This window comes from Nonomuraea sp. NPDC052129 (genome assembly GCF_040680095.1).
Classification (GTDB): domain Bacteria; phylum Actinomycetota; class Actinomycetes; order Streptosporangiales; family Streptosporangiaceae; genus Nonomuraea.
In genome coordinates this window covers 42,344-67,304 of record NZ_JBFAVX010000045.1, presented here as the reverse complement: position 1 = coordinate 67,304, position 24,961 = coordinate 42,344, and the positions used below count along the sequence as shown (strand labels likewise).

24 protein-coding genes are annotated in these 24,961 nt (G+C 69.8%); 14 read left to right on the top strand and 10 right to left on the bottom strand.

Annotation, left to right across the window (positions count from 1 at the left end):
• Positions 1–32 precede the first annotated feature (32 nt).
• The gene (locus AB0L53_RS53205) at positions 33–542 is read right to left on the bottom strand and encodes a nuclear transport factor 2 family protein (RefSeq protein WP_364012785.1); all 510 of its coding nucleotides are present in this window, start codon (positions 540–542) and stop codon (positions 33–35) included.
• A 125-nt stretch (positions 543–667) separates the two neighbouring features.
• Between AB0L53_RS53205 and AB0L53_RS53200 the strand changes: the two genes are divergently transcribed.
• From AB0L53_RS53200 to AB0L53_RS53175, 6 genes are all read left to right on the top strand, one after another.
• The gene (locus tag AB0L53_RS53200; protein WP_364012782.1) at positions 668–1,561 is read left to right on the top strand and encodes a LysR family transcriptional regulator; all 894 of its coding nucleotides are present in this window, start codon (positions 668–670) and stop codon (positions 1,559–1,561) included.
• Positions 1,562–1,680: 119 nt separating this feature from the next.
• A complete protein-coding gene (locus AB0L53_RS53195; protein ID WP_364012779.1) occupies positions 1,681–3,045 on the top strand; it encodes an MFS transporter in 1,365 nt (454 codons plus the stop codon).
• 154 nt (positions 3,046–3,199) lie between these two features.
• Positions 3,200–4,114, top strand: a complete 915-nt coding sequence (locus tag AB0L53_RS53190; RefSeq protein ID WP_364012776.1) for an ATP-binding cassette domain-containing protein — start codon at positions 3,200–3,202, stop codon at positions 4,112–4,114.
• Positions 4,115–4,131: 17 nt separating this feature from the next.
• Positions 4,132–4,914 carry an ABC transporter permease gene (locus tag AB0L53_RS53185; RefSeq protein ID WP_364012773.1) on the top strand — a complete coding sequence of 261 codons (783 nt, stop codon included), beginning with the start codon at positions 4,132–4,134 and terminating at the stop codon, positions 4,912–4,914.
• A 10-nt stretch (positions 4,915–4,924) separates the two neighbouring features.
• The gene (locus tag AB0L53_RS53180) at positions 4,925–5,185 is read left to right on the top strand and encodes a hypothetical protein (protein ID WP_364012770.1); all 261 of its coding nucleotides are present in this window, start codon (positions 4,925–4,927) and stop codon (positions 5,183–5,185) included.
• Entirely contained in the window at positions 5,182–5,625 is a 444-nt protein-coding gene (locus tag AB0L53_RS53175; protein WP_364012767.1) for an ATP-binding protein, read from the top strand. The genes AB0L53_RS53180 and AB0L53_RS53175 overlap by 4 nt, the downstream gene beginning before the upstream one ends.
• Positions 5,626–5,768: 143 nt before the next feature.
• Here the strand turns inward: AB0L53_RS53175 and AB0L53_RS53170 are convergent, their stop codons facing one another.
• Positions 5,769–7,205, bottom strand: coding sequence for a hypothetical protein (locus tag AB0L53_RS53170; protein ID WP_364012764.1), 1,437 nt, complete (start codon positions 7,203–7,205; stop codon positions 5,769–5,771).
• 302 nt (positions 7,206–7,507) lie between these two features.
• Positions 7,508–10,084 carry a M14 family zinc carboxypeptidase gene (locus tag AB0L53_RS53165; protein ID WP_364012761.1) on the bottom strand — a complete coding sequence of 859 codons (2,577 nt, stop codon included), beginning with the start codon at positions 10,082–10,084 and terminating at the stop codon, positions 7,508–7,510.
• A 106-nt stretch (positions 10,085–10,190) separates the two neighbouring features.
• Here AB0L53_RS53165 and npdG point away from each other — a divergent pair, with 106 nt between their 5' ends.
• Entirely contained in the window at positions 10,191–10,841 is a 651-nt protein-coding gene (gene npdG / locus AB0L53_RS53160) for an NADPH-dependent F420 reductase (RefSeq protein ID WP_364012758.1), read from the top strand.
• A gap of 27 nt (positions 10,842–10,868) precedes the next feature.
• On the opposite strand, the gene AB0L53_RS53155 is transcribed toward npdG, so the two are convergent.
• Positions 10,869–11,420 (bottom strand): LuxR C-terminal-related transcriptional regulator, encoded by a 552-nt coding sequence (locus tag AB0L53_RS53155; protein WP_364012755.1) that lies wholly within the window; start codon positions 11,418–11,420, stop codon positions 10,869–10,871.
• A gap of 9 nt (positions 11,421–11,429) precedes the next feature.
• Between AB0L53_RS53155 and AB0L53_RS53150 the strand changes: the two genes are divergently transcribed.
• The gene (locus tag AB0L53_RS53150) at positions 11,430–11,615 is read left to right on the top strand and encodes a hypothetical protein (RefSeq protein ID WP_364012752.1); all 186 of its coding nucleotides are present in this window, start codon (positions 11,430–11,432) and stop codon (positions 11,613–11,615) included.
• Between the two features lie 93 nt (positions 11,616–11,708).
• Complete coding sequence (locus AB0L53_RS53145) at positions 11,709–12,866, top strand: transposase (RefSeq protein ID WP_364012749.1); 1,158 nt, start codon at positions 11,709–11,711, stop codon at positions 12,864–12,866.
• Here AB0L53_RS53145 and AB0L53_RS53140 read toward each other — a convergent pair.
• From AB0L53_RS53140 to AB0L53_RS53130, 3 genes are all read right to left on the bottom strand, one after another.
• Entirely contained in the window at positions 12,842–13,369 is a 528-nt protein-coding gene (locus AB0L53_RS53140) for an ABC transporter ATP-binding protein (RefSeq protein ID WP_364012745.1), read from the bottom strand. The two genes, AB0L53_RS53145 and AB0L53_RS53140, sit on opposite strands and share 25 nt — an antisense overlap.
• A gap of 45 nt (positions 13,370–13,414) precedes the next feature.
• Positions 13,415–14,101, bottom strand: a complete 687-nt coding sequence (locus tag AB0L53_RS53135; RefSeq protein WP_364012742.1) for an alpha/beta hydrolase — start codon at positions 14,099–14,101, stop codon at positions 13,415–13,417.
• Positions 14,102–14,174: 73 nt separating this feature from the next.
• Positions 14,175–15,608, bottom strand: coding sequence for a PLP-dependent aminotransferase family protein (locus tag AB0L53_RS53130; protein WP_364012739.1), 1,434 nt, complete (start codon positions 15,606–15,608; stop codon positions 14,175–14,177).
• A 59-nt stretch (positions 15,609–15,667) separates the two neighbouring features.
• Between AB0L53_RS53130 and AB0L53_RS53125 the strand changes: the two genes are divergently transcribed.
• The gene (locus AB0L53_RS53125) at positions 15,668–16,840 is read left to right on the top strand and encodes an aminotransferase class I/II-fold pyridoxal phosphate-dependent enzyme (protein ID WP_364012736.1); all 1,173 of its coding nucleotides are present in this window, start codon (positions 15,668–15,670) and stop codon (positions 16,838–16,840) included.
• Between the two features lie 47 nt (positions 16,841–16,887).
• On the top strand, positions 16,888–17,799 hold the full coding sequence (locus AB0L53_RS53120; RefSeq protein ID WP_364012733.1) for a threonine/serine dehydratase: 912 nt from the start codon (positions 16,888–16,890) through the stop codon (positions 17,797–17,799).
• A 43-nt stretch (positions 17,800–17,842) separates the two neighbouring features.
• Here AB0L53_RS53120 and AB0L53_RS53115 read toward each other — a convergent pair whose 3' ends face one another.
• The 3 genes from AB0L53_RS53115 to panB all read right to left on the bottom strand — a co-directional run bounded on the left by AB0L53_RS53115 (position 17,843) and on the right by panB (position 21,317).
• Positions 17,843–19,084: a S8 family peptidase gene (locus AB0L53_RS53115; protein ID WP_364012730.1), complete on the bottom strand. Its 1,242-nt coding sequence runs from the start codon at positions 19,082–19,084 to the stop codon at positions 17,843–17,845.
• A 99-nt stretch (positions 19,085–19,183) separates the two neighbouring features.
• Positions 19,184–20,371 (bottom strand): AAA family ATPase, encoded by a 1,188-nt coding sequence (locus AB0L53_RS53110; protein WP_364012727.1) that lies wholly within the window; start codon positions 20,369–20,371, stop codon positions 19,184–19,186.
• Positions 20,372–20,468: 97 nt separating this feature from the next.
• Positions 20,469–21,317 (bottom strand): 3-methyl-2-oxobutanoate hydroxymethyltransferase, encoded by an 849-nt coding sequence (gene panB / locus AB0L53_RS53105; protein WP_364012724.1) that lies wholly within the window; start codon positions 21,315–21,317, stop codon positions 20,469–20,471.
• A gap of 148 nt (positions 21,318–21,465) precedes the next feature.
• Here panB and AB0L53_RS53100 point away from each other — a divergent pair, with 148 nt between their 5' ends.
• The 3 genes from AB0L53_RS53100 to AB0L53_RS53090 all read left to right on the top strand — a co-directional run bounded on the left by AB0L53_RS53100 (position 21,466) and on the right by AB0L53_RS53090 (position 24,956).
• Complete coding sequence (locus AB0L53_RS53100; protein ID WP_364012721.1) at positions 21,466–22,692, top strand: MFS transporter; 1,227 nt, start codon at positions 21,466–21,468, stop codon at positions 22,690–22,692.
• 91 nt (positions 22,693–22,783) lie between these two features.
• Complete coding sequence (locus AB0L53_RS53095; RefSeq protein WP_364012718.1) at positions 22,784–24,340, top strand: MFS transporter; 1,557 nt, start codon at positions 22,784–22,786, stop codon at positions 24,338–24,340.
• Positions 24,341–24,347: 7 nt separating this feature from the next.
• Entirely contained in the window at positions 24,348–24,956 is a 609-nt protein-coding gene (locus AB0L53_RS53090) for a TetR/AcrR family transcriptional regulator (protein ID WP_364012715.1), read from the top strand.
• The last annotated feature ends 5 nt before the right edge of the window (positions 24,957–24,961 follow it).

Here is a 24,961-nt window from a genome sequence, read left to right as displayed (position 1 = left end):
TTTTCTCCGATCTTCGGTGGCAGGGGTGCTCGTCAGACGCCGAAGATCGCGGTGGGGTCGCCGGTGTACCAGGCGTTGTCGATGCGCAGGCGGCGGATGATCCAGCGCTCGTCGTCGCGTACCAGATCGACGTCGTAGGGGTTCTTCAGCAGGGCGAAGACGGCGTGGTCGGCGGCGAGCAGATGCTGGGCCTCCACCAGGGCGGTCAGTCGCGCGGTGTCCCCATTTATGGTGATTCGGGGGTTGGTGACCTGGTGGGTGGTGTCCACCCGGCCGGTGAACATGGCCAGGATGGTGTCGACGATCGTGTCCCGTCCGGACATCACCGGTGGTCGGCCGCCCCACTTGGCGGCGGCGGGACGGAAGTCGAGTTCCGCTTCGGGGGCGAAGGCGGAGGCGAACAGGAACTTGTCCTGGAGGTCCTGGCCCAGGCCGAAGCGGTACAGCGCGTCCAGGATCTCGGCGCGGTCCCGCAGTTCCCGGACGACGGCGTCCGTGTCGTTCGTCAGGGTGGAGAGGGCGCGTTCAGTGGTGACGTACATGGCTTGCTCCCATGCGGCTCAGAGAGGCGGTGGCTGGCGCGTTCCACCTTCGTCTGGCGCGAGGGGCCGATCAACGCGGCCCTGTGCAAGGATCGTGAAGCAGGGGTTAACGATCTGGGGGTGAGATGCTCGAGCGGCATGAACTGGACGCGTTCCTGACGTTGGCCGAGGAACTGCACTTCGGCCGTACCGCTGAGCGGTTGCGCGTGTCGACCGCCCGGATCAGTCAGACGATCGCCAAGCTGGAACGTCGGACCGGGGTGCCGCTGTTCACTCGTACCAGCCGTCGCGTGGAGCTGACCAGGGCGGGGCGCCAGCTATATGAGGAGGTACGGCCCGCTTGGGACCAGATCGCCGCCGCATTCGCGCGGGCGATCGACGCCGGCCGCGGCCTGACCGGCACCTTGCGTGTGGCCTTTGTCGGTGCGGCGGGCGGGCAACTGCTCGCCGGGGCCGCCGAGCTGTTCCGCCGTCGTCTGCCGGACTGCGAGGTTCAGCTGCGCGAAGCGCAGATGGTCGATCTCATGCCCTGGCTGCGTGACGGCCAGATCGACCTCGCGCTGGGGACGTTCCCCATCGAGGAGCCGGGCATCGTCACCGGTCCGGTGCTGGTGTCCGAGGCGCGCATGCTGGCGGTGCCGTCCGGGCATGCGTTCGCCGGCCGTACGTCGGTCTCGCTCGACGATCTGGCCAGGGTGAAGCTGCTTCAGCTGCCGGACACCCTGCCCGTCTCGTTGCGACAGGACCGTACCCCGCGTACCACCCCCAACGGACGGCCGATCGAGCCGGGACCCGCGGCCTCGACGTTCAATGAGATGCTCACCCTCATCGGCGCCGGGCACGGCGCCTTCCCCGTCGGAGCCCAGGCCAGGCGCTACTACGCGCGCCCCGACGTCGCCTATGTCCGCATCAGCGATGCCCCGCCGCTGCGATGGGGGTTGCTGTGGCGGGCCGATGGCGCCACCGCCCGGGTCCGCGCCTTCGCCGAGGCCGCTCACGACCTGGTCACTTCTTCATGAACGGCTGCTGCTAGCTTGTGCTCGTGCCGAAGACAGACAAGGTGCGCCGTCGCTGAGAGCGACGGCGCAAAACCCCAGTTCTCGCCGTCGCTCCTGACCCCTTGGCCAGGAGCGCTTTCGTGGCGCTCGGATTTCCCTTGTTCCGGAGCGCACCCATGTTCGCCTTGTCTTCTCGTCAACGTCGGCGGGTCCTTGTCGCTGACTTGATCTCTACCGCGGTGTTCCCCCTCGCCATCACCGGCGCGACAGCGGCTGTCCCCGATGCGACCGCGCAGCTGCCCGGTGCGGATGCTCTGGGTCCGTGGATCGTCCTCGCCTACAACGGGCTGTTCGCTACGGCCCTCCTGCTGGCGGGGGTGACTGCGGATCGTACTTCCCGCAGCCGGTTCTTCGCCGTCGGCAACATCGTCGTCGCGGTCGCTGGGCTCTTGTCCGCGCTCGCGCCGTACCTGTCGTCTCTGGTGGCCCTTCGCGCGGTTGCCGGGGTCGGGGCGGCCATGTGCGCCGCCGGTGGATCGTCGATGGTCTTGGCCGTGTACCCGCCGGAGGAGCGGCGTCGGGTGTACGGCTACGCGGGCGCCGTGCTCGGCAGCAGCCTGGCGCTGGGACCGATCGTCGCCCAGGCTCTGATGGCCATCGGAGGCTGGCCGCTCGTCTTCGTCGTGCCGGGGGCTGTCGCCGCTGTCGCGGCCTTGGTCACGCTCGGGCTTCCGGGTCTTCGCAGCCCTCGCGTGTCTGATGACTTCGATCTTGCCGGCGCTGTCCTCTTCGGAGTGACCATTGCTGCCGTGGTGACCGCGCTCGGGCTGGGCCTTGGGGCCGGTGTCCCGTGGTGGGTGCCGGGGGGACTCGTCCTCGTCGCGGCGGTCAGCGCCACCGGGCTCATCCGCGTGGAACGGCGCGCGGCTGATCCCGCGATCCCCGTGGACTTGCTGCGGATCCCCGCCTATCGCGCGTACGCCGTGGCGACGGGTGCCTTCATGGGGATGCTCGTGGTGGGATTGACCGTGCTCCCTCAGCTCGGCGCTGTCCAGAACATGGGTCCGGGCGAGGCAGCGATCATGCTCAGCCTGCTGACCGTGCCATCAACAGCCCTTCCGCTTCTTGCCGCGCGGCTCGCACGCCGACGGGCACGGCAGATGGTGACAACCGCTCTGTTCGCCTGTACTGTCACCGCCGTCATCCTCCAGGTGACCGACCATCCTGCCGCCCTTCTCGTCGCGGCCGGGGTTATCGGGCTGTGTCTTGGGCTAACCGAGGGCGTCCCGGACGGGCAAGCGCTCAGCTACGTGCCCTCCCAGCGTGGAGGGGCGGGCGCCGCGCTGTTCAGTACGACGCGGATGAGCCTGGAAACCGTCACCCTGGCCGCTGCCACCGGGGTGATGGCGGCTCTCGGCCCCTCAGCCGGAATGGCAGTCGCTGGAGCCATGTGCCTCACCGCTGCCCTCATCGTCCAGCGAGCCGTCCCCTTCCGCGACATATAGTGCTGATCCCGACTGTGGCCCGGCCGCCTCGTGACAGCGCACGATGGATGCGTCCACTGACACAGACCGCTCATCGCGTTACGGGTTTCCGCCATTGAAGTCGGAGGTTCGCCTCCATGGTGGCCGTCCCCGCGGCTGCCTAGCGTTGGCCGGCGTGATCAGTCTCAAGGGTTTGTGCAAACGCTACGGTGACCGGATGGTCGTCGAGGACCTGTCGCTGAAGGTGAGGCCGGGCACGGTGACCGGCTTCCTGGGGCCGAATGGGGCCGGCAAGTCGACGACGATGCGCCTGATTCTGGGGCTTGATCACCCCACCGCGGGCACGGCGCTGATCGGCGGCGTCCCGTACCACGCGATCAGGAACCCGCTGCGGACGGTCGGCGCGATGCTCGACGCGCGGGCGCTGCATCCCGGACGCAGTGGACACGCGCATCTGGTGGCGCTGGCGCGCAGCAACGGCATCGCGCGCAAGCGGGTGGCGGAGGTCCTGGAGCAGGTCGGGATGGCGGATGCGGCGCGTAAGCGGGCCGGTGCGCTGTCGCTGGGGATGAGCCAGCGGCTCGGCATCGCGGCCGCGCTGCTGGGCGATCCCGAGGTGGTGATGTTCGACGAACCCGTCAACGGCCTCGACCCCGACGGCGTGCGCTGGGTGCGTCACCTGATGCGCTCGCTGGCCGAGGAGGGCCGGACCGTGTTCGTCTCCAGCCATCTGATGAGCGAGATGCAGCTGACCGCCGACCATCTGGTCGTGATCGGCAAGGGACGGCTCATCATGGACGCGCCGCTGGCGGAGGTCATCGCGCGCAGTTCCCTGACCGCCGTGGTCGTACGTACTCCGCATGCGGCCGATCTGTCGGCTCGGCTGAGCATGGCCGGCATCACGGTCGAACGGCTCGAAGAGAACCAACTCGTCGCCACCGGCGTCGCCATCGAGCGCATCGGCGACCTGGCGCACGATGCGGGTATCCGGTTGCACGAACTGCGCACCCGCGAAGCCTCGCTGGAGCAGGCCTACCAGGAGTTGACGGCGAGCAGCGTGGAGTACGGAGCACGGAAGGCGGGGGCGTGAACATGAGGGTTAGACAGTTGGGCCAGGCGGTCGGCGCCGAATGGGTGAAGCTGTGGTCGGTACGCTCCACCTGGTGGTGCCTGGCCGGTGCGATGGTGGTCATGGTGGTCAGCGCCGTGACGCTCGGCGGTAGCACCGCCACCAACATGCTGCGCGAAGGCGTTGAAGGCGCACGCCTGACCGCGAGTGAGCAGGTGGTGTCGGCGACGTCGTTCGCCCAGTTCGCGCTGGTCGCGCCGGCGATGCTGGTGATCACCTCGGAGTACGCGTCGGGCGGCATCCGCAGCACGCTGCAGGCCACTCCGATTCGCGGCCGCGTGCTGGCCGCCAAGGCGCTGGCGGTGGTGCCGGTGATGTTCGCCGCAGGAGTGCTGTCCGGGGGCGTGTCCACGGCGGTCGTCTACACGGTGTTGTCCGTCGACGTATTCGGTGGTTTTGCGGTGCTGCCACTCCACGAGGTCGTGCGCGACCTCCTCAGCATGGGGCTCTTCTACGCCCTGATATCCGTGATGACGATCGGTGTGGGCACCGCGGTACGCAGCGCCGCAGGAACCCTGACCGTGGCGTTCATGCTGCTGATGGGCCTGCCGCTGATGCTGCTGACGACGGGCAGCCAGGCGGCTTTGGAGGTCTCGTTGCGCATGCCGTTGTTCGCCGGCCTGGCTTTCATGGGCAGCACCGACAACCTGACCGGCGGCCCGATCCCCTACAGCGCAGGGGAAGGGCTGGCCTGGCTGCTGGCATGGACGGTGGGGGCGCTGGCAGCGGGCCATGCGGTACTGCGGCTGCGCGATGCCTAGGCTGCCGACAATGTCAGGTAACCGTCTCACGCGCACCCTGGTCGGTGTACTCACGGGTACGGCTCTCGGGATCGTCGAACTGGTCTTCCTCTGGGTGGCCTGGCCGGCCCGTCTGATCGCGTCCACGCGGCCCGCCGCCGACCGGGGCCTGGCCCGGCTGGTGGCACTCGAACGCGCGCGGTTGGCCATGTGGCTGGCCCACGACACGGCCTCGGCGGGCGGCGGTTACGGCTTTCTCACCGCTCGCGCCACTCTGGGCGTCGCGGCATGAGCGGGCTGTTCCTGGCCGAGATCGTGTTGCCGGGAGTGAAGCGTTCGGTGTCGGTGGCTCGCCGGTGCGTGGGGGAGGTGCTGACGGTTGCCGGGCACGATGACGTGGACGACGTCCGGCTGGTGGTCAGCGAGTTGGTGGCGAATGCCGTGGCGCACATTGCTTCTGGCGAGCCTGGTGGCTTCGTCACGGTGGAGATCTCCTCCGTGGATGCCGTGACGGCCTACATCGAGGTGATCGACGACGGGGCGCTGACCGTTCCCGAGGTGCGCAACGCCGACGCCGACGACTGTGGGGGCCGGGGGCTGTGGCTGGTGGAGGCGGTCGCGGCCGGATGGGGTGTGCGCGATGAGGGTTATCAGCGGCGGGTGGTGTGGGCGGAGATGTCCACGAGGAACGGTACGTCTGCCTGCGCGACAAGGGCGGGAGGGCGGAAATGAGGTGTTTTGGGATGTCCTGGATAGTCGATCAAGTGTGGTTCCCTCACTGCACAAGTCCGGACACGTCCCCAGCGCGGTCGCGCCTCCCAGGCCGTCCATTGCGGGCATGGCGGGCACCCGCTGGCGCCCGCCAAGCCGTGGTGTCAGCGGTGCCAGAGGACGGCTGAGGTGGTGGTGCTGTCGAGGGTGACGTCGCCGTTCCAGGTCAGGAACGACTGCTGGGGGAGGTAGTTCTGGCCGAGGAGGAAGCCGCGCTTGATTCCGGTGATGTGCACGGTGGCGCCGGTGTCGGTGCCGACCACGACGCGGTGGGCGGTCACCTCGGCGATGTCGTCAGCCGTCGTGCCCGCGGGCAGTTCGACCGTGGTTGCCGCCGGGTCGTCGCGCTGGAGGGACCAGGTCGGGTCCACGTGGTTTGACAGATACACGGTCTCGCCGTTCACGAGGCGTACGCCGAGCGAGACGCCGACCCAGGACGAGCCCGCGTTGGCCGGTTGCGTGGTCTTCTTGACCACCGTGTACAGGTAGTTGCGCTGGTCGCTCACGTCAGGCGTGGTCGGTGTGGTGGCTGAGGGGGTCTCGATCTTGCCCTCGCGGAGCATTTCCTTGGCCATGATCTCGTACGTCCAGGGATTGGCGTCCATGAGGTACTCGCGAGCCTGGTTGGCCGGCAGCGTCGGTAGGTACGACAGGAAGAACCGCATCGGGTCGTCCACGGTGTCGCACATGTTGTTGTTCGACGTACAGGTCTGCAGGAGTGCGTGGTCGTTCTCGTACCGGCCGGAGAAGCGAAGTGTCTGGTGGTCGGGGGCCTGGTAGGTGTCGCTGCCCGCGACCCGGTCGCCGTTCTGGTCGACTTCGACGCTGTAGATCCACTCGATGTCGGTGGTGCGGCCCCAGCGGGCCATCAGCGCGGGGGTGTTGGTGCCGCCGTCCTCGTTGCTCCAGATCACCGAGTACGTGAGCTTCGTGTGGCCGGGGGTGGTGGCCGGTGCCGCGTCATGCCAGGCGATGAGCGGGGTGTCGGTGGTCGCGTTCTGGTACGGGTTGCCGAGGGCGGCGATGTTGCGGCCATAGACGACGGGTGCGTAGCGCAGCACCAGGTATTCGGGGCTTCCCGGCGCGTATGTGGAGACCTTCAGTGCGTCCACCGCGACTGATTTGCTCGCCGCAGCGGAGCGCTCGCCTGCGAAGTGCAGGCGCAGCTGGTGTACTCCGGCTTTGAGTCGGCCCAGGGCGAGTTGCCTGTGCAGGGGCTGGTCGCCGGAGACCACGAGGTCGGCGACATAGCGGTTGTCGACTGAGATGGATACGACGGCCGATTCGGCGCCTGCCTTGGCCCAGTCCGTGCCTGGCGCGGATGCGTTCAGGTCGATGAGGGCCTCGCCGGACTTCCGGACGACGACGGGAATCCGCGTGTCCGGGTGGTTGCGGCGGACCTCGATGGGCCGCGTGTGGGTGATGTCGGCGGGCGTGGGCGTGGGTGTGGTCTGTGCCGTGGCCGGGGTGGCCGGCCCGGCCAGTCCGACGAGGCCGGTCAGGATGGCGACCGTCGTGGTGAAGAGGGGGACAACTCGCATCAGGGGGTTCCTCCGCTGCATGGACTGCGCCGCGGGCGGGGTGAATCGCGCCCGTGAGCAGGTCCGATCAAATGCCAGATCTAATTGACCGAAATCAACCGGCCGGACAACGCCGGGATAGCGGTCGTTGAAGAACGGGACAATCTAGTAGGCCCTTGTCGACAGGACCGGCCCAGGCCGCGTGGCAGGGACCGGCCCAGGCCGCGCGCAGGGACCGGCCCACGCTCCGGGCAGGGACCGGCCCATGTCGCCTGCGAGCCCACAGCCCCTGCGGGCTCGCTCAAAGTGGCGGTCTGTAGGGATCAGGGCGTGGTGACGGCCGCGCCCCTGACGGATGCGGACCAGTACAGAGCCCGAGCCACCTGCGGGAACAGCCCCTTGGGGTGGTTGCGGAACAGCGGCTCGGTGCCGAACAGCACCACCGCCGCGCCCCGCTCGTCACGCCCGCTCACCACAGCCGCCTGGCCCCTGGCCGCGTCCTGGCCGCCGGTCCCGTCAGGGTTGGGGCGCCAGTGGCCGGCGACCAGCGGTCCCTCCGCCGCGTACGCCTGCTCGACCGTGACCTCCGGCCCGAGCCCGGTGAACCAGCGCGGCGAGTACACGAACGAGTAGGCCGGCGAGCCGCCGCCCACCGGACCGCCCGCGGAGACCACCCGAGCCACACCGTTGGCGTCGCCGCGCCCGGCGACGGACGTCGCGGTGAGCAGTCCGGCGGCCGTGTTGAAGGCGGCGCCGGTGCTGCCCCTGGTGACCACGCCGCCCGAGGTGAGGAACGTGTCGAGCGCCGCCTTGGCCGTCGGGTTGAGCGCCGCGTAGCTCAGCCCGCTGGAGACGAAGAGGACGTCGGTCGTGCTCCAGTCGAAGCCGCCGTTGAGCGTGGCCGTGGAGATCGGGGTGACGGGGAAGCCCAGCTCGCGCAGCGTGAACAGCTCATCAGCCGACGCAGCCGCCGTGATCCGCACCTGGGACAGCGGCCTGCCCGTGGCGGAGCCTGCCGAGGTGCCCGCCGGGGTATGTGCCGGGGTGAACGCCACGCCGTACCGGTCGGACAGAACAAGCGCGGTCTGCCGCGCGGTGGCCGGGATGAGCGCGGTGCCGCCATCAGTCCAGGTCACCGCCACGCCCTGGGCCAGCAGCGCGTTCAGTGCCATGACCTCCTTGGCGTCGGTCACCTTCAACGCGAGCGGGCCATGGCCCCTCGGGACCGAGCCCGTCGGGGCGGCGGTCTTGACGGGCGCCGTCTGGAAAGCAAGGAGGGAGGTGACGGCGTCCACGGTGGCGCCCCAGAGCAGGGCGTGGCTCCAGCCGGATATGTCGTACATGGCATCGACCCTGGGTGAGATGTCGGCGCCCGCCTCCAGCATCACGTTGGCCAGTCCGCGCTTGGCCTGCCGCATGTCGACGACGTACGAGCCCGCCGGGTACGTCCTGCCGCCCGCCCTGAACGAGCGCTTGGCCCGACCCACCTCGACGTCGTTGGCGATCAGGTGGTCCACCAGCCGGGCCGCGGCCGTGGCGGAGCGCTGCCCGCCGCCCGCCGGGATCACGTACGCCCGGGGGAAGGCGGTGTTGTACACGTCCTCCGGACCGAAGCCGGGCACGATGCCCAGCGGCACGGTCCTGGACGGCTCGCCCGCGGCGCCCCGGCGGAAGACCTCGATCTGGTCGGTGATCAGCTGGTCGTGCCTGGCCTGCACGAAGCCGTACGTCGCCCGGATCGCGGCGGCGGCGATGGCGGTGTTGATCCCGGAGCGGCGGCGCAGCTCCTCGACGGGCAGATTGGTGTAGTCCGAGCCGTTGACCCGCAGCGGGATCTCGACAGTGTGCGAGGCGACCGCGCCATGGAACGGTGCGTACTGGGGGCTGAAGATCGGCGGCCAGTCGTCCCAGCCCTCCGCGGAGTCCCGGAACGGGATCTGCGGCGGGAACACGCCGTCGGCCTCGGGCGTGTGCCCCAGGGCCTTGATGGCGGCCTCCATGCCGAGCCCGTTGGCGTAGGTGTTCTTGATGAACAGGTCGTACTCGTAGTTGGCTCCGTGCGGCGGCGTGGTGGGCTCGATGAGGGTGCCGTTGACGTAGCCGTGCAGGTCGATCATGGTGACCGGCTGGGTGTCGATCATCACTTGGCGCATCGCGCGTACCTCGGGCTGCGAGGCGGTCACGAAGTCGCGGTTGAGGTCGAAGCCCGCGCCGTTGACGCGCACCCCGTTGACGCGGCCGTCGGGGTTGGCGGTGACGTTGAAGTACAGCCGCGTGCGCTTGAGCAGGTCGGCGACCTTGGGATCGGTGCTGGTGGCGAGCTCCTCGATCACCCGCAGGGCGGCGTCGGTGCCTTCCCACTCGTTGCCGTGGATGTTGTTGTTGACGAACAGCGGCGCCTTGTACCTCCTGGGCAGCCCCCGGTCGCGGGCCGCCGCCGGGTCGTGCTGGACGCGGTCGCGGATCCTGCTCTGCTCGCGCGCCTCGTCGCGGCTCTCCGGCGCGGTGACGGTGACGAGGTAGAGGTCATGGCCCTGGTACGAGCGGCCGATGATCTCCGCGCTCACCCGCTTGCTGCGCCGCTGCAGGTCGTTGAGCCTGGGCGCGATGCCGTGGTAGGGCACGAGGCCGAGCTTGATGGAGGCGTCGGCAGGGTTCTCGGCGGGGATCGGGAGCTGGTTCTGCCTGGGGTAGCCGCGGTCCTGATCATGAAAGTACGGCTCCTCCGCAGGAACACGGAGCGCGGCGCTCTGATCGGGCACGTCAGCCGCTACTTCGTTCCGCTCGGGACCGTTGCCGAAGTCCCGTACAGCGGGTGGGGGCGGCTCGACGGTGTCAGCCGTCGCGGCCGTGGGGGTGAGGAGAACGGCGATGCTGAGGAGGGCGATGGATAAGCGCAAGGAAGACCTCCTACTGCGATGTGATCTCGCCGGATCCGTACCATGAAGCGCGTCACCGCACCAGCCCGCTGCGCTCAGAGGTCAAACGAGCTGATAGGAATGCGACATGACTGTGAGCGGTGTTTCGATCGGGATTCTGGGCGGGACCGGAGACCAGGGGAAGGGGCTGGCGCGGCGGTTCGCGCTGGCCGGGCACCCGGTGCTGATCGGGTCTCGGAACGCGGGGCGGGCCCAGGAGGCGGCCGAGTCGATCGGCTCCGGCGCCCGGGGGGCCGAGAACGCGGTGGTCGCCACCGAGGCCAATCTGGTGATCGTGGCGGTGCCGTACGACGGGCACAAGGCGCTGCTGGAGTCGCTGCGCACCGAGCTGGCCGGGAAGATCGTGGTCGACTGCGTCAATCCGCTGGGCTTCGACAAGCAGGGCGCCTACGCGCTGCCCGTCGAGGAGGGGAGCGCCGCCCAGCAGGCCGCCGCGGTGCTGCCGGACAGCCGGGTGGTGGCGGCATTCCACCACGTGTCGGCGGTGGTGCTGATGGATCCGGCCGTGGAGAAGGTCGATCTGGACGTGCTGGTGCTCGGTGACGACCGCGAGGCGACCGACACGGTGCAGGCGCTCGCGTCGGTCATTCCGGGCGTGCGGGGCATCTACGGCGGGCGGCTTCGCAACGCCTTCCAGGTCGAGGCCATGACGGCGAACCTGATCTCCATCAACCGCCGCTACAAGGCCCACGCCGGAGTACGCGTCACCGACGTCTGACCGTCAAAGGAGCCAGCCCGCTGACCGTCAAAGAAGCCAGCCCGCGTCCTCGGCGATGCGGATGGCGTCGATCTTGTTGCGGGCGCCCGTCTTCGTGATCGCTCCCGTGAGGTGATTGCGCACCGTGCCCGCCGACAGGTGGAGGCGGGCGGCGATCTCCTCCGCCGACGCGCCACGGGCGGCCTCCTTCAGTACGGTGCTCTCCAGCTGGGGGAGGGGGCTCTCGCCGTACTCCATCGCCGATGCCACCAGCTCCGCGTCCAGCGCCCGGAGTCCGGCGGCGGTGCGTCTGATGGCGTCGGCGAGGCGGTTTCCGGGGGCGTCCTTGCGGCCAGCAGTACCCGGATCACGCGGGTACTTCCATCGACAGGCGGTACCCGCGGGTGCCGGTCGCGGAGGCGGTGGCCGTCCCGCCGGCCCCGTCAGCCCGCCGCCGTAGTCGGGAGAACGGCGGCCGAGCTCATGGCCGCCGGGGTCATCCCTACTGAGATCATGGGCGCCGTCGTTGACCACTTCGAGCCGGAGCCGGCCCTCCTTCAGGGACGTGCTGATCGTGCAGGTGATGGGCGACTGTGCCACAGGAGGTTGGTGACCGCCTCCCGCACGCCCCACACCAACGCCGTCTCCGACTGCCTTGACAGCGCGGCGTCGACCAGATGTGCCTGGCATCCGACCCCCGACGTCTCCAGCAGGGCCACCGCCCGATCCACCTCGCTCACCAGCCACAACTCCCGATACCCCCGCGCCACCTACTTTGGTGTGAAGACCACGTAGGCGTGGCGGCGGTGGACCACGCTTCGCCTCCTTTGGATATCGGGGTTCGGTTTCCAGCGCGGTGACATGCATCCAACCGCTAGTGTGTTCGATATGAGGTTGGTGGTGCCGGTGAAGCTGCTGCCGACGCCCGAGCAGGCAGCGGCACTGGCGGCCACGTTGCACGCGGTGAATCGGGCGGCCAACGAGGTGTCCCGACTCGCCTTCCAACGGAAGATCTTTCGGGGCCATGACCTGCGGAAGATCACCTATGGGCTGGTTAAGAACGATTTCGGGCTGTCCACGCAGACCGCCCAGCACGCGATCAAGAAAGTGGCCGACGCGTACGCCACCTTGCGGGCCAACATCCGCGCCGGCAACCTCGGCGACAAGGACTCCAAGCGGCGGGTGAAGGCCGAGAGCAAGCCGATCGCCTTCCGGCTGGACGCGGCCCAGCCATTCGACGACCGGTGCCTGTCATGGCAGGTCGAGGCGGGGACCGTCTCCATCCGGACGGTGGCGGGGCGGCTGCGCGAGGTCGCGTTCATCGCCTCGCCCGACCAGCTGTCGATGCTGGCCCGCCGTCGTAAGGGCGAGTCGGATCTGCTCTACCGCGATGGTTGCTGGTTCCTGATCGCCACCTGCGAACTGCCCGATGTGCCCACAGCCGACCCGGTGGGCGGGTTCGTGGGAGTCGATGTGGGGATCGCCAACATCGCCACGACCAGCGACGGCGTGCGGCACAGCGGCGCCACGCTGAACGCGCACCGCCACCGGCAACGCCAATTGCGCCGCCGGTTGCAGGCCAAGGACACCAAAAGCGCCAAACGCCTGCTGAAGGCGCGGCGGCGCAAGGAAGCGCGGTTCGCCGCCAACACCAACCATGTGATCTCCAAGACCATCGTGACCGAGGCGAAACGCACCGGACGCGGGATCGCCCTGGAAGACCTCCAGGGCATCCGCGACCGGGTACGGCTCCGCAAGCCCCAGCGGGTCACCCTGCATTCCTGGAGTTTCCACCAACTGGGCGCCTTCATCGGCTACAAAGCCGCCCGAGCGGGAGTGGCGCTGGTCTACGTCGATCCGGCGTACACCTCCCAGCAGTGCTCACACTGCGGCCATGTGGACAAGAAGAATCGACCTGACCAGGAAACGTTCGCCTGTACGTCGTGCGGCTTCGCTGAGCACGCCGACGTCAACGCAGCCCGCAACATCGCCACCCGTGGCGTTGCGGGCTGGGCAGTGAGTCACGCTGCCGACGACGCGGCCTGACCCGTACCCCCCAGGTGCGACGAGGAGCTGCAAGCTCGGTCCTTCACTTCAGGGCCGAGAAGCTGACGTAATGGGTCACGAGCAAGATCGAGCCGCCGCTTCTCACCGCCGGAGAGCTGGCGCACCCGTGTGCCCGCCTTCGGCAGCAGGTCCGCCAGCTCCAGCGCCTCGTCGCGGGGACTTGGCGCGGCGGTGAAGTCACGCCAGATGTCGACGGTCTGCGCGACGGTCAGATCCGGGAAGAACCCGGCCTCCTGCAGCATGATGCCGGTGCGCCGCCTTATGGCCGCCCGATCCCGTACGGGGTCGAGGCCGAGCACCCGGCAGGCGCCCCCGTCCGGTCGCTGGAACCCGGCCAGCAGCTCGATCGCCGTGGTCTTGCCCGCGCCGTTCCGGCCCAGGAGGGCGAAGATCTCCCCCTCGGCCACCTCGAACGAGATGCCTTTGACCGCCGCGAAGTCCCCGTAGCTCTTCCTTGCCTCTTCCACCTGAATTGCTGTCATGTGTACGACTATTTCGGGACATGGTGATCGGCGCCCGTGAAGAATTCACGACTTCCGCGAGAGCTTCAGCAGCGCGTCGGTCACCCCCTCGGGATCGACGACCTGCTGCAGGTGCTCGCCGGGCGTGCGCAGCACGGGCCAGCCCCGCCCATGCGCCTCCTCGGCCACCTTGTCGTAGGGCGGGCCGTACCACAGACAGGCGCACCTGACCGCGTCCCATCCGGCGGGGACGGGAATGGGCTCGGTGTAGTAGCCGAGCGGCAGGCGCGGCTGCTCCTCGACCACCGTGGCGCGGACGCGCGGGTCGGGCAGCATGGCGGCCACGTCGTCGTCGCTCCACCAGTCGGTCCAGCGCGGCAGCACGCCGTCGTCGTCGGCCAGATCGCGCAGGAACGGCAGGAACTCCTCCTGCGCCGCCCGCACCAGCCCGTCACGGGGCGGGATGTGCGCGTCGGCGAACACGCACGACACCACCCGCTCGCCCAGCCCCTCCTTGATCACCGGCAGGAAGAGCCCGGCGTTGCTGTGCGGGACCAGCACGAGCGGCGTCTCGGGCGCGGCCGCGCGCACCGCCTCCACCACCTTCGGCCAGTACGGCGAGCCGCTCCGTGCCACCCCGGTCAGGTCGGGCACCACGGCGGCATAACCCCTGCGCCCCAGGGCCTCTGCCACCGGAGTCCACGTCGAAGGCCCCACTGACGGGCTGTGCACGAGCACGAACGTCACGTTCATGCTGCTTACTTTCCCGCACGCGATGATGCGGCCACGCCGATGTCAGCTGTCGGCGGACTCAGCGGAGAGCGGATCAGACGATCAGGGTGTGGCGGGCGGCGGGCTCGTGAGTGCCGTCGTAGGAGCGCCAGGCCCGCGCCAGCCCGGCGACCGCCCGCGACAGCTCCTCCTCGGGGAACAGGAAGTGCAGCCGCGTGTACTCGGCATGCCCGCCGAGCGGGTCGAACGAGCGCCCCGGCGGCACCGCCACCCCGTGCCTGAGCGCCACCTGCGCGAACGAGTCGGCCTCGCCGCGCGGCAGCCGTACCCAGAGGGTCTGGCCGCCGCGCGCGGGCTCGAACTCCCACGAGGGCAGGTGTTCGCGCAGTTCGGCGCAGAGGTGGTCGTGGCGCGCCCGCAGCATCCGTACGCGCGCCCGCCTGATCTCGTCCAGTCGTCCCAGCAGCGTGGCGGCGGCGAGCTGGCCGAGGATCTCGCCCCCCAGATCGTGTACGGCCCGCAGCCGGGCCAGCCGTGAGACCAGCGGCGCGGATGCCCGGATCCAGCCCACCCGCAGCCCGCCCCAGACCAGCTTGCTCAGCGAGGCGATCGTGATCACCTGCTCGCTGGGCCCGTACGCGGCCAGCGGCGGCGGGATCTCGCCGGAGAAGCAGAGCTCCGCGCAGACCTCGTCGTCGATCACCGGCACGTCGTACTCGGCGGCGAGGGCGGCCAGGCGCCGCCGGTCGGCCGATTCCATGATCGAACCGGTCGGGTTGCTGGCCGTCGGCACGGCGTACACCAGGGCGGGCCGTTCGCGCATCGCCTCGGCGGGGACCGGGGCCAGCGTCACCGGGCGGACGGCCGCGGCGGCGTGCCTGAACACCTCCAGCGCGCCCGGGTACGTCGGCGACCCGGTCAGCACGGTGTCGCCCGGCGCGACCAGCAGGCCCGCCAGCAGCGTCAGGGCCTGCTGCGCGCCGTTCGTGACCAGGATCTCCCCGGCGGTGGTGGGCACGCCGCGTTCGCGGTAGTAGGCGGCGACGGCCTCGCGCAGGGTGGGGTTCCCGGCGGGCTGGTAACCCAGGTCGCGCAGGCCGGCGAGGCGGCCGGCCGCCTCCTGGTACGCCTCGATCAGCTCGGGCGGCGGGTCGTCGGGGGCGGCGCAGGTCAGCAGCTGTACGCCGTCCGGGGGATGGAGGATGTGCAGGAGCAGCGGGTTGGCGACGACGCTGTCCGTGGCACGGGTCGAGGGCAGGTCGCAGGCCGCGACGCGGGTGCCGCTGCCCTGGCGGCGCACCACGCGCCCCTCCTGCTGGAGCAGATCGTAGGCGGCCACGACGGTGCCCCGGCCGACCGCCAGCCGCCTGGCCAGCGCCCGGTCGGGCGGCAACTGCTCGCCGGGCGGCAGTACGCCGTCGTCGATGAGCGCCCGCAGGCGGCCGGTGAGCAGCAGGTAGAGAGGCCCGCGCCCGGACGCCCAGCGGCCCAGCAGGTCGACGAGGTCATCAAGATTGGCCCCATTCATGGACCAATTCTCTATCATTGGATCTGACAAAGAGCCACATCTTGGGACATTCTCGCTGTATGAGCGAACTGCACCCCGAGACCCGAGCCGTGCATCTGCCCCAGCCACCCATCGAGGGCAGCCGTCCGATCACGATGCCCATCTACCAGACCTCCGGCTTCGTCTTCGACGACCCAGCGATCATGGCCGACGCGATGGGCCGCCCCGACGGCCCGTTCGTGTACGGGCGTTACAGCAATCCCACCGTCCGAGCCCTGGAGCTGGCCGTCTCCGGCCTGGAGGGCGGAGTCGCCGCCATGGCCACCGGCTCCGGCATGGGCGCGATCAACACCGTGCTGCTGGGCCTGCTCAAGCCGGGCGACCACCTGATCGCTCAGAAGGCCCTGTACGGCGGGACGGCCGGGATGATCAACGACCTGGTCGCCAGGTTCGGCGTCGAGGTCACCTACGTGCCCGAGGACGACCCCGCCGCCCTGCGCGCCGCCGTGCGTCCCGAGACCAGGCTCGTCTACCTGGAGACCATCGCCAACCCGATCGCCCAGGTCGCCGACCTGCCCGGGATGTTCGCCGTCGCGCGGGAACTCGGCATCGTGTCCGTCGTGGACAACACCTTCGCCACACCCATGCTGTGCCGTCCCATCGAACACGGCGCCGACGTCGTCGTCCACTCCACGACCAAGTACCTGTCCGGGCACACGGACGTGGTGGGCGGCATCGCGGTGTTCGCCGACGAGGAGCTGTACGAGAAGGCGTGGCGCTTCGCGACCAAGCTGGGCGCCTCGGCGGACCCGTTCGCCGCGTGGCTGACGCTGCGCGGGATCCAGACGCTGGCGCTGCGCATGGAACGCCACTGCGCCAACACCCGCCTGCTCGCCACCCGGCTCGCCGAGCATCCGGCGGTCGCCGCCGTGCACTGGCCGGGACTGCCGTCGCACCCGTCGTACGAGCTGGCGGCCAAGCTCCTGCCCGACTTCGGCGGCGTGTTCTCCTTCGACCTCGTCGGCGGCCGGGCCGCCGGCGAGAAGTTCATGAGTTCGATCAAGCTGGCGCTGCTGGCTCCCTCGCTGGGCGGTGTCGAGACGCTCGTCATGCACCCGGCGACCACGTCGCACCTCGGGCTCAGCGCCGAGGAGTTGGCCAGGCACGGGGTCAGCGAGGGCACCGTACGCATCGCCGTGGGCATCGAGCACCCTGAGGATCTGTGGGCGGACATCTCCCAGGCGTTGACATAGCGCTTAGGGACTTAGGAAAATGCCTAAATGTTCGGAGGGAGATCTCGATGACGGTGACGTACCAGGACGTGACGAGCGCGGCCGAGCGGATCGGCGGGCATGTGCTGCGCACACCGGTGCTCGAGATCTCTCCCGGGCTGTTCTTCAAGCTGGAGCAGCTGCAGCACTCGGGCTCGTTCAAGGTGCGGGGGGCGTTCAACCGCATCCTGTCGGCCGGTGAGCTGCCGCCGAGCGGGGTGATCGCGGCCAGCGGCGGCAACCACGGGCTCGCCGTCGCCTACGCCGCCAGGGCGCTGGGCGTCCGGGCGGAGATCTTCGTGCCGGAGGTGACCAGCCCGGTGAAGGTGGCCGGGCTGCGACGGCTGGGCGCGGAGATCAACCAGGTCGGGGCCATCTACTCGGAGGCCGCGGAGGCGGCGGCCAAGCGGGCGGCGGAGACCGGGGCGCTTTCGGTGCACGCCTACGACCAGCCGGAGGTCGTGGCGGGACAGGGGACCACGGGCCTGGAGTTGATGGCGCAGACGGGCGGGGTGGACACGGTGGTGATGGCCGTGGGAGGCGGCGGGTTCGCCGCGGGCATCACGGTCGGTGTCGGGAGCGGGCCGCGGATCGTGGCCGTCGAGCCGGTGCTGTGCCCGACTCTGCACGAGGCGCTCCGGGCGGGCCATCCGGTGCCGGTGCAGGTCAGCGGTGTGGGAGCGGACGCGCTGGGCGCGAGCCAGGTCGGCGGCGTGGCCTACGACGTCCTCTCCCGGGCGGACGTCCAGAGCGTGCTCGTGTCCGACGACGCGATCGTGGCCGCCCGCCGCACCCTCTGGCAGGAGCACCGGCTGGCCACCGAACACGCGGGAGCGGCCGCGTACGCCGCGCTGCTGTCCGGGGCGTACGTGCCCGCCGACGGCGAGCGGGTCGCGGTCGTGGTGTGCGGCTCTAACACCGACCCCGCCACGCTCGCCTGACGTTCCAGGTGCCCGGCGTGCCGGGCACCTGGAGGGGGAGAGGTCAGTACTGCGTCGCGTCGTGTACGTCGAGCAGCGGCTCCTTGACGCCGTCGCCCGAGTCGTCGGTCCAGTTGGAGTTGCCGGTGGAGATCAGCTTGCTCCGCACGGCCAGCGCCCCTGCCCTGGTGGTGGGCTTGCGGGCGCCCGAGGTGAGGATGCCGGCCGCGCCCGCGACGTGCGGACTGGCCATCGAGGTGCCGCTGATCGTGTTGTAGCCGCCGTTCATCCACGTGGAGTAGATGCAGGTGCCGGGTGCGGCGATCTCGATCGTGGCGCCGAAGTTCGAGTAGAACGCCGAGGTGTCGTCCTGGTCGGTCTCGCTGCGGCACGACAGCGTGCTGCCGCCGAGGCCGCCCGCCAGCCCGTCGTTGTCGGTCAGCGCCGAGACGGTGACCACGTCGGGGTGGTTGGCCGGGAAGAACGACGAGGCGTTCGCGTGGTTGTTGCCCGCCGCGACGACGACCACGATGCCGGCGTTGGTGGCGTTCGTGATCGCGGTGCTGATCGCGCTGCTCGTGCATCCGTTGCAGCCGAGGCTCAGGTTGATGACCTCGATGGTGGAGGCGCGGGCCACGACCCAGTTGAGGCCGGCGGCGATGGCCGACAGGGTGCCCGAGCCGGCCGCGTTGAGCACCTTCACCGCGTGGATGCGGGCGGCCGGGGCCACGCCGACGGAGCCGATGGTGTTGTCGCGCGCGCCGATGATGCCCGCGACATGCGAGCCGTGGCCGTTGTCGTCCGTGCCCGTGTTGTTCACGCAGACGCCGGTCACGCAGTTGGTCCGGGCCACCACGTTCAGGTCGGGATGGGTGTAGTCCACCCCGGTGTCCACGACGGCCACGTCCGTGTTGATCTGGACGTCGTCGACGCCGTCGATGTCCAGGTTCGCGTTGGACGGGGCGAAGATCCGCCGGACGCCCGTCGGGACGGTCTGCGCGAACGCCGTGACGACGGCGTCCTTTTCGACGGTGAGCACGTTCGGGGTCTGCCGGAGCTTCTCGGCTGCCTCCGCGGTCAGGGTGGCGGTGTAACCCTTGAAGGCGTCCTCGTAGACGCCGATCAGGTGCCCACCGTACCTGCTGACCTGGTCCTGGGCGGCGGCCTGCGTGCCGGCGCGGACGTTGGGGTTGAGCTGGACGATGTACGTGCTGGTCTCCGGCGCGGCGGCCGAGGCGGGGAGCGGCGCCGCGGACAGAGCCAGCGCGCCGACGAGAGATGCGAGCATCAGGGTGCGTGGACGCATGACAGGTGTGAACCCTTCCTGGGGGATTGGATGGGGATCACAGAAAACATGAGTCAGAAGCGCGCTCGCGGCCATACGTGGAGGACACGTATTGCGCGACTACGTAGTGCCGACGTTGAGCTGCCTGCGTGAGGTTAGGCCGAGCTTGCGCAGCGCGTTGGCGATGTGCACCTCCACCGTGCGCGGCGACAGGAACAGGCTCTCGGCGATCTCCTTGTTGGTGAGACCGTCCGCGGCCAGCCTGGCCACCTCCTCCTCACGCGGCGACAGCGTGCCCTGAGGTGCGGCCGGGCCGGCGAGCCTGCGCCGGAGCCGTCGGCTCGCCGCCGGGGTGATCGTCTCCGAGACGGCCTGCCTGACCAGCGGCTGGCGCAGGCCGTACCTGCCGGGTGCCCACTCGCGCAGCAGGCCGCACCGTACCGCCTCGGTGAGGCCGCGCTCGCCCTGTTCCGGCGGCACGCCCGCGACGCCCGTCAGCACGTCCTCGCACACCGGATGCTCGACCTGGGAGGCCGCCTGCACGATGTGGCGCGCCGCGCGCGGCAGCGCGGCCAGCTTCACCAGCACGGCGTCGCGCAGCGCGGGCGGCGTGCCCGGCTCCTGGCCGTCGGCCAGCATGCGGGTCAGCTCCTCGATGGCGCGGGGTACGCCGCCGGTGAGCGGCCACAGGTCGGCCGCGCCCGGCAGCAGGTGCTTGACCAGGAGGGCGGTCTCGGCGGTGGCGAGCGGGGCGAGGGCGATCTCGGCGTGGTCGATCCGCGGTGGCAGATGCGCCAGCAACTCGGTCACGGGATGGCTCAGGTCCTCTGTGCGGTACGTGACCACCAGGTTGACCCCGTCGGGCAGGCAGCGGGCCAGGAACGCCAGCAACTCCCTGGTCCCCGGATCGACCCAGTGCACATCCTCGACCACCAGCGTGATCGGCCGCAGCGAGCCCAGCAGCGACAGCACCGCCCTGAACAGCCGATGCCGTTCCACCATCGCGTCCTGGATCGGAGGCGGGGTGGGCGGCAGCAGATGGCCGCACTCCGGGAGGAACGGGCGTAACGCCCCGGTGATCGGGTTGAGGTCGCGTAGCGGGCGTACCTCGCGCAATGCCTCCACGACCGGCCCGTACGGGAACCGCATGGGGTGGCAGCTCCCGACGAGCATCGGCTGGCCGGTGAGCTCATGCAGCAGCCGGGTCTTGCCGACCCCCGCCTCGCCCTCGATCAGGAGGACGAGCGGGGGACGGCTCAGGGCGTCGGCCAGTTGGCGGAGTTCGTGCTCTCGTCCCACGAAAGGCATGACGCGCACTCCAACCGGCCGGACTATAAGCTGTCAATAAACTTTTTCCCATTTGTCGGGATGTGTCCAGGGGGATGGCCGTGGCCGGTCACTCGCGTCATTCGTACGAGTGGCCGGCCTCAGGGAAGGCGCCCGAGGTCACGTCGGCCGCGAAGGCGCGCACGGCGCGGTCCATCTCCGTGGCCAGCCCCGAGTACTGCTTGACGAACTTGGCCGGGCGCGGCGTGAGCCCCATGAGGTCCTGCCACACCAGCACCTGCGCGTCCGTGGCCGGTCCCGCGCCGATGCCGATCGTCGGGATGGCGATCGAGGCGGTGACCCGTTCGGCCAGCTCGGTGGGCACGCATTCGAGCACCACCGAGAAGGCGCCCGCCCGTTCGAGGTCCTTGGCGTCCGACATGAGCTCGTCGCCCGCCTGGCCGCGCCCCTGGACGCGGTAGCCGCCGAGGACGTTGACCGACTGCGGAGTCAGGCCGAGGTGCCCCATGACCGGGATGCCCGCCGAGACCAGCAGCTCGACCTGCGGCAGGACGCGCCGGCCGCCTTCCAGCTTGACCGCATGCGCGCCGGCCTCCTTCATGAAGCGCGCCGCCGTCTCCAGCGCCTGCTGGGCCGAGCCCTGGTACGAGCCGAACGGCAGGTCGGCGACCACGAGGGCGCGCGCGGAGCCGCGGACGACGGCGGCCGTCAGCGGCAGCAGGTCGTCGACCGTGACGGGCAGGGTGGAGTCGTAGCCGTAGACGACCATGGCCGCCGAGTCGCCGACCAGCAGGACCGGGATGCCCGCCTGGTCGAACACGCGGGCCGTCATCGCGTCGTAGGAGGTGACCATGGGCCACCTCTCTCCGCGCTCCTTGGCCGCGATCAGGTCTCGGACGGTGACGCGGCGGTCGGTGGCGCCGCCGTACAACGTGGTGGAACCGTTCAGTGTGATGGAAGAGGACATGACAAACCCTCCGGTGAAGTCTCGAGGCGCCCCTGTGGCGTACCCGGACCCTTCCGATGATGGCACGAGGCTGACCGCGCACGGCGATAACCAGTGGCGGAATTGTCGGTGCCGCTTGCCACAATGGACCTGGAGGTAAGCAATCAACATGGCTCTCGACCCTTACAAGCGGCTGTTCCGGCTGCCCGGCGTGCGTACGTTACTCCTGGTGGGCCTGATCGCCCGCATCCCCACCACCGCGACAGGCATGGCGTTGACGCTCTATGTCGTCAACGGCCTGGGGCTTGGCTTCGGGCAGGCGGGGCTGGTCACCATGGCCAGCACGGTCGGCATGGCCGTCGGGTCGCCGCTGACGGGCAGGTTCGTCGACAAATACGGTCTGCGGCCGATCCTCACCGTTACCACCGTCGCGCAGGCGGCGTTCTGGGCGGGCGCGTGGGCGCTGCCGTACGCGGGGCTGGTCGTGGCGGCGGCGGTGGCGGGGCTGCTGGGGCAGCCGGTGTTCAGTGTGATCAGGCAGTGCCTGGCGGCCATGGTGCCGGTCGAGCATCGCAGGGCCGGCTTCTCGCTCGACTCGATGCTGGTCGAGCTCGCCTACATGGTCGGCCCGGCGCTGGCCGTGGCCGGGATGACCACCCTCGGCAGCGGGCCGACGCTGGCGGCCATCGCGGTCGGGCTGACCGGCTCGGGCGTGGCGCTGATCGCGCTCAACCCGCCGACCCGGTCGGCCGAGGAGCTGAGGGCGCCCGCGATGCGGGTGCCCCGGCGGCAGTGGCTCACGCCCGCCTTCGTCGCGCTGCTGGGCACGGTGGCCGCGGCCACGTTCGTGCTCACCGCGACCGAGCTCGCCCTGGTCGGCACCATGGAGCATGCCGGTCAGACTCCGTGGATCGGGCTCGCGGTCGCCATCTGGTGCCTTTACTCACTCGCGGGCGGCTTCGTGTACGGTGGGCTGTCGCGCGGCGTCTCGCCCCTGGCCCTCATCGCGGGCATGGGGCTGCTGACCGTTCTGGCCTCGCTGGCCGGTGGCGACTGGTGGTGGCTCATGCTGGCCCTGCTGCCCGCCGGTGTGCTCTGCGCTCCCTCGCTGTCCTCCACGGTCGACACCGTCAGCCGCTGGGTGCCCGCGGGCGCCAGGGGAGAGGCGATGGGCTTCCACGGCACCGCCCTGCTGATCGGCGGGGCGCTCTCCGCGCCGGTCGCCGGAGCGATCATCGACGCGCACGGTCCCGCCTGGGCGTTCGTGGTGGCCGGGCTCACGGGGGTGGCGATGGTGCTGGTCGCGCTGCCGTTCTGGCGGCGGCGACCCCAGCCGGTCGAGGCGCCGCCGACCGTGGTCACGGAGTCGGCCGAGCCAGTCGTCGCCACGAGTTAACCCTTACGAAACGAGTCCGTTGCGTATCGGAATATCCTTGCGATACGGTAGCGTTGCGAAACTCAAGCGTATCGAAATTAAGGTGCTTTCCATGGATGCGAACACAGGACATCCACGCCGCTGGCCCATCCTCGGCGTGCTGGTGTTCAGCCTGCTGGCGGTCGTGCTCGACAACACGATCCTCAACGTGGCGATGAAGACCATCGCGGACCCCACTGTCGGTCTGGGCGCGACCCAGAGCGAGCTGGAGTGGGCGATCAACTCCTACACGCTGGTGTTCGCCGGCTTGCTGTTCACCTTCGGGGTGATCGGTGACCGCACCGGACGCAAGCGGATGCTGTTCATCGGCATGTTGATGTTCGGCCTGGCCTCGCTGGCCAGTGCCTACGCGCAAGATCCGATGCAGCTGATCCTGGCCCGGGCGGCGATGGGCATCGGCGGCGCGGCCATCATGCCGGCGACCCTGGCCATCATCTCCAACGTCTTCCCGCCGAGTGAGCGGGGCAAGGCCATTGGCGTCTGGGCCGGTGGCGTCGGCTTGGCGGTGGCGATCGGCCCGATCACCGGCGGCGTGCTGATCGAGCACTTCTGGTGGGGCTCGGTTTTCCTGGTCAACGTGCCGATCGTGATCATCAGCATGATCCTCATCGGCACGGTCGTGCCGGAGTCGCGTGACCCCAAGCCGTCCAAGCTCGACCCGATCGGCGTGGTGCTGTCCATCATCGGCCTGGTCGCCATCGTCTACGGCATCATCCGCGGCGGCGAGCTGGCCACCGTTGCCTCCGCCGAGGTGCTCACCCCGACGCTGATCGGTGTGGCGGTGCTGGCGGCGTTCGTCTGGTGGGAGCGGCGTACCGACCACCCCGCCTTCGACGTGCGCAACTTCGGCAACGTCCGGTTCTCCTCCGCCATCGGCATGATGGGCATCGTCTTCTTCGCGATGATGGGCGGGATGTTCTTCCTGACCTTCTACATGCAGATCGTGCTGGGCTTCACCCCGGTGCAGGCGGGCGCGCTGATGATCCCGTTCGCCGCGGCGCAGCTCATCTTCGCGCCGCTCAGCCAGCGGGTTAACCAGCGCTTCGGAGCCAAGCTCTCCTCCGTGGTCAGCATGCTGGTGGTCACCGCGGCGCTCACCAGCTACGCGTTCCTCGACCAGAGCACGCCGATCGTGATCATCGAGATCATCTTCTTCGTGCAGGGCGCCGCGATGGCCAACATCATGCCCCCGGCGACCACCGCCATCATGGAGGCGCTGCCCAGGGAGAAGGCCGGTGTCGGCTCGGCCATGAGCAACACCGTCCGGCAGATCTCCGGCGCGCTCGGCGTGGCTGTGCTCGGCTCGGTGCTGTCCTCCAGCTACCGGGGCGAGATCGCGCCCGCCCTGTCCGGCCTCGGCCTCCCGGCCGACGCCCAGCACGCCGCCGGTGAGTCGATCATGGCGACGGTCGGCGCCGCGCACGCCCTCGGCCAGCATGGGCAGGCGCTGATCCAGCCCGCCTTCAACGCCTTCCTCCACGGCATGCACACCACTGCCCTGGTCTCCGCGGTCATCGCGCTGCTGGGCGTGCTGGTGGTGCTGAAGTGGATGCCGGGCAAGGCACGCCCGGTCCAGCAGGTGGAAAAGAAAGAACCAGCGGTAGTGTGAGGCCGCGATGACGATCCAGGAATCCACGACGGCCCGTCCGGCGGGCCGTCCGCGCAGCGAAAAGGCCGAGAAGGCGATCATCGAGGCGACACTCGATCTGATCGCCGAGGGCATGGGCGTGTCGGAGCTGTCCATCGAGGCGATCGCGTCGAGGGCGGGCGTCGGCAAGACGACCATCTACCGGCGCTGGTCCAACAAGGAGGACCTGGTGGTCGACGCGCTCGCCACGCTCAGGGCACCGCTGCCGCCGCTACTCCAAGAGTCGGTGCGCGACGACCTGATCGTCCTGCTGGAAGTGATCCGCAAGGAAGCGGGCGAGTCCCGGGGCCGGTGCGTGATGAACATCGCGATGAGCGAGGCGGATCGCTACCCGCGGCTGATGGAGCGCTTCATGAAGCGCGCCGTCGAGCCGCGCAAGCTGGCCATGCGCGGCACGCTGGAGCGTGGCGTCGCCTCTGGCGAGCTGAGGCCGGACCTCGACGTCGATCTCGCCATGGCCATGCTGTCCGGGACGATGATGCACCACACCAAGTGGGCGCCCGCCGGCGATCTGCCCGCCGACCTGCCCGAGCGGATCGTCGACGCGGTCATAGCGGGGATCGGGCCCCAGAGCTGAGATCA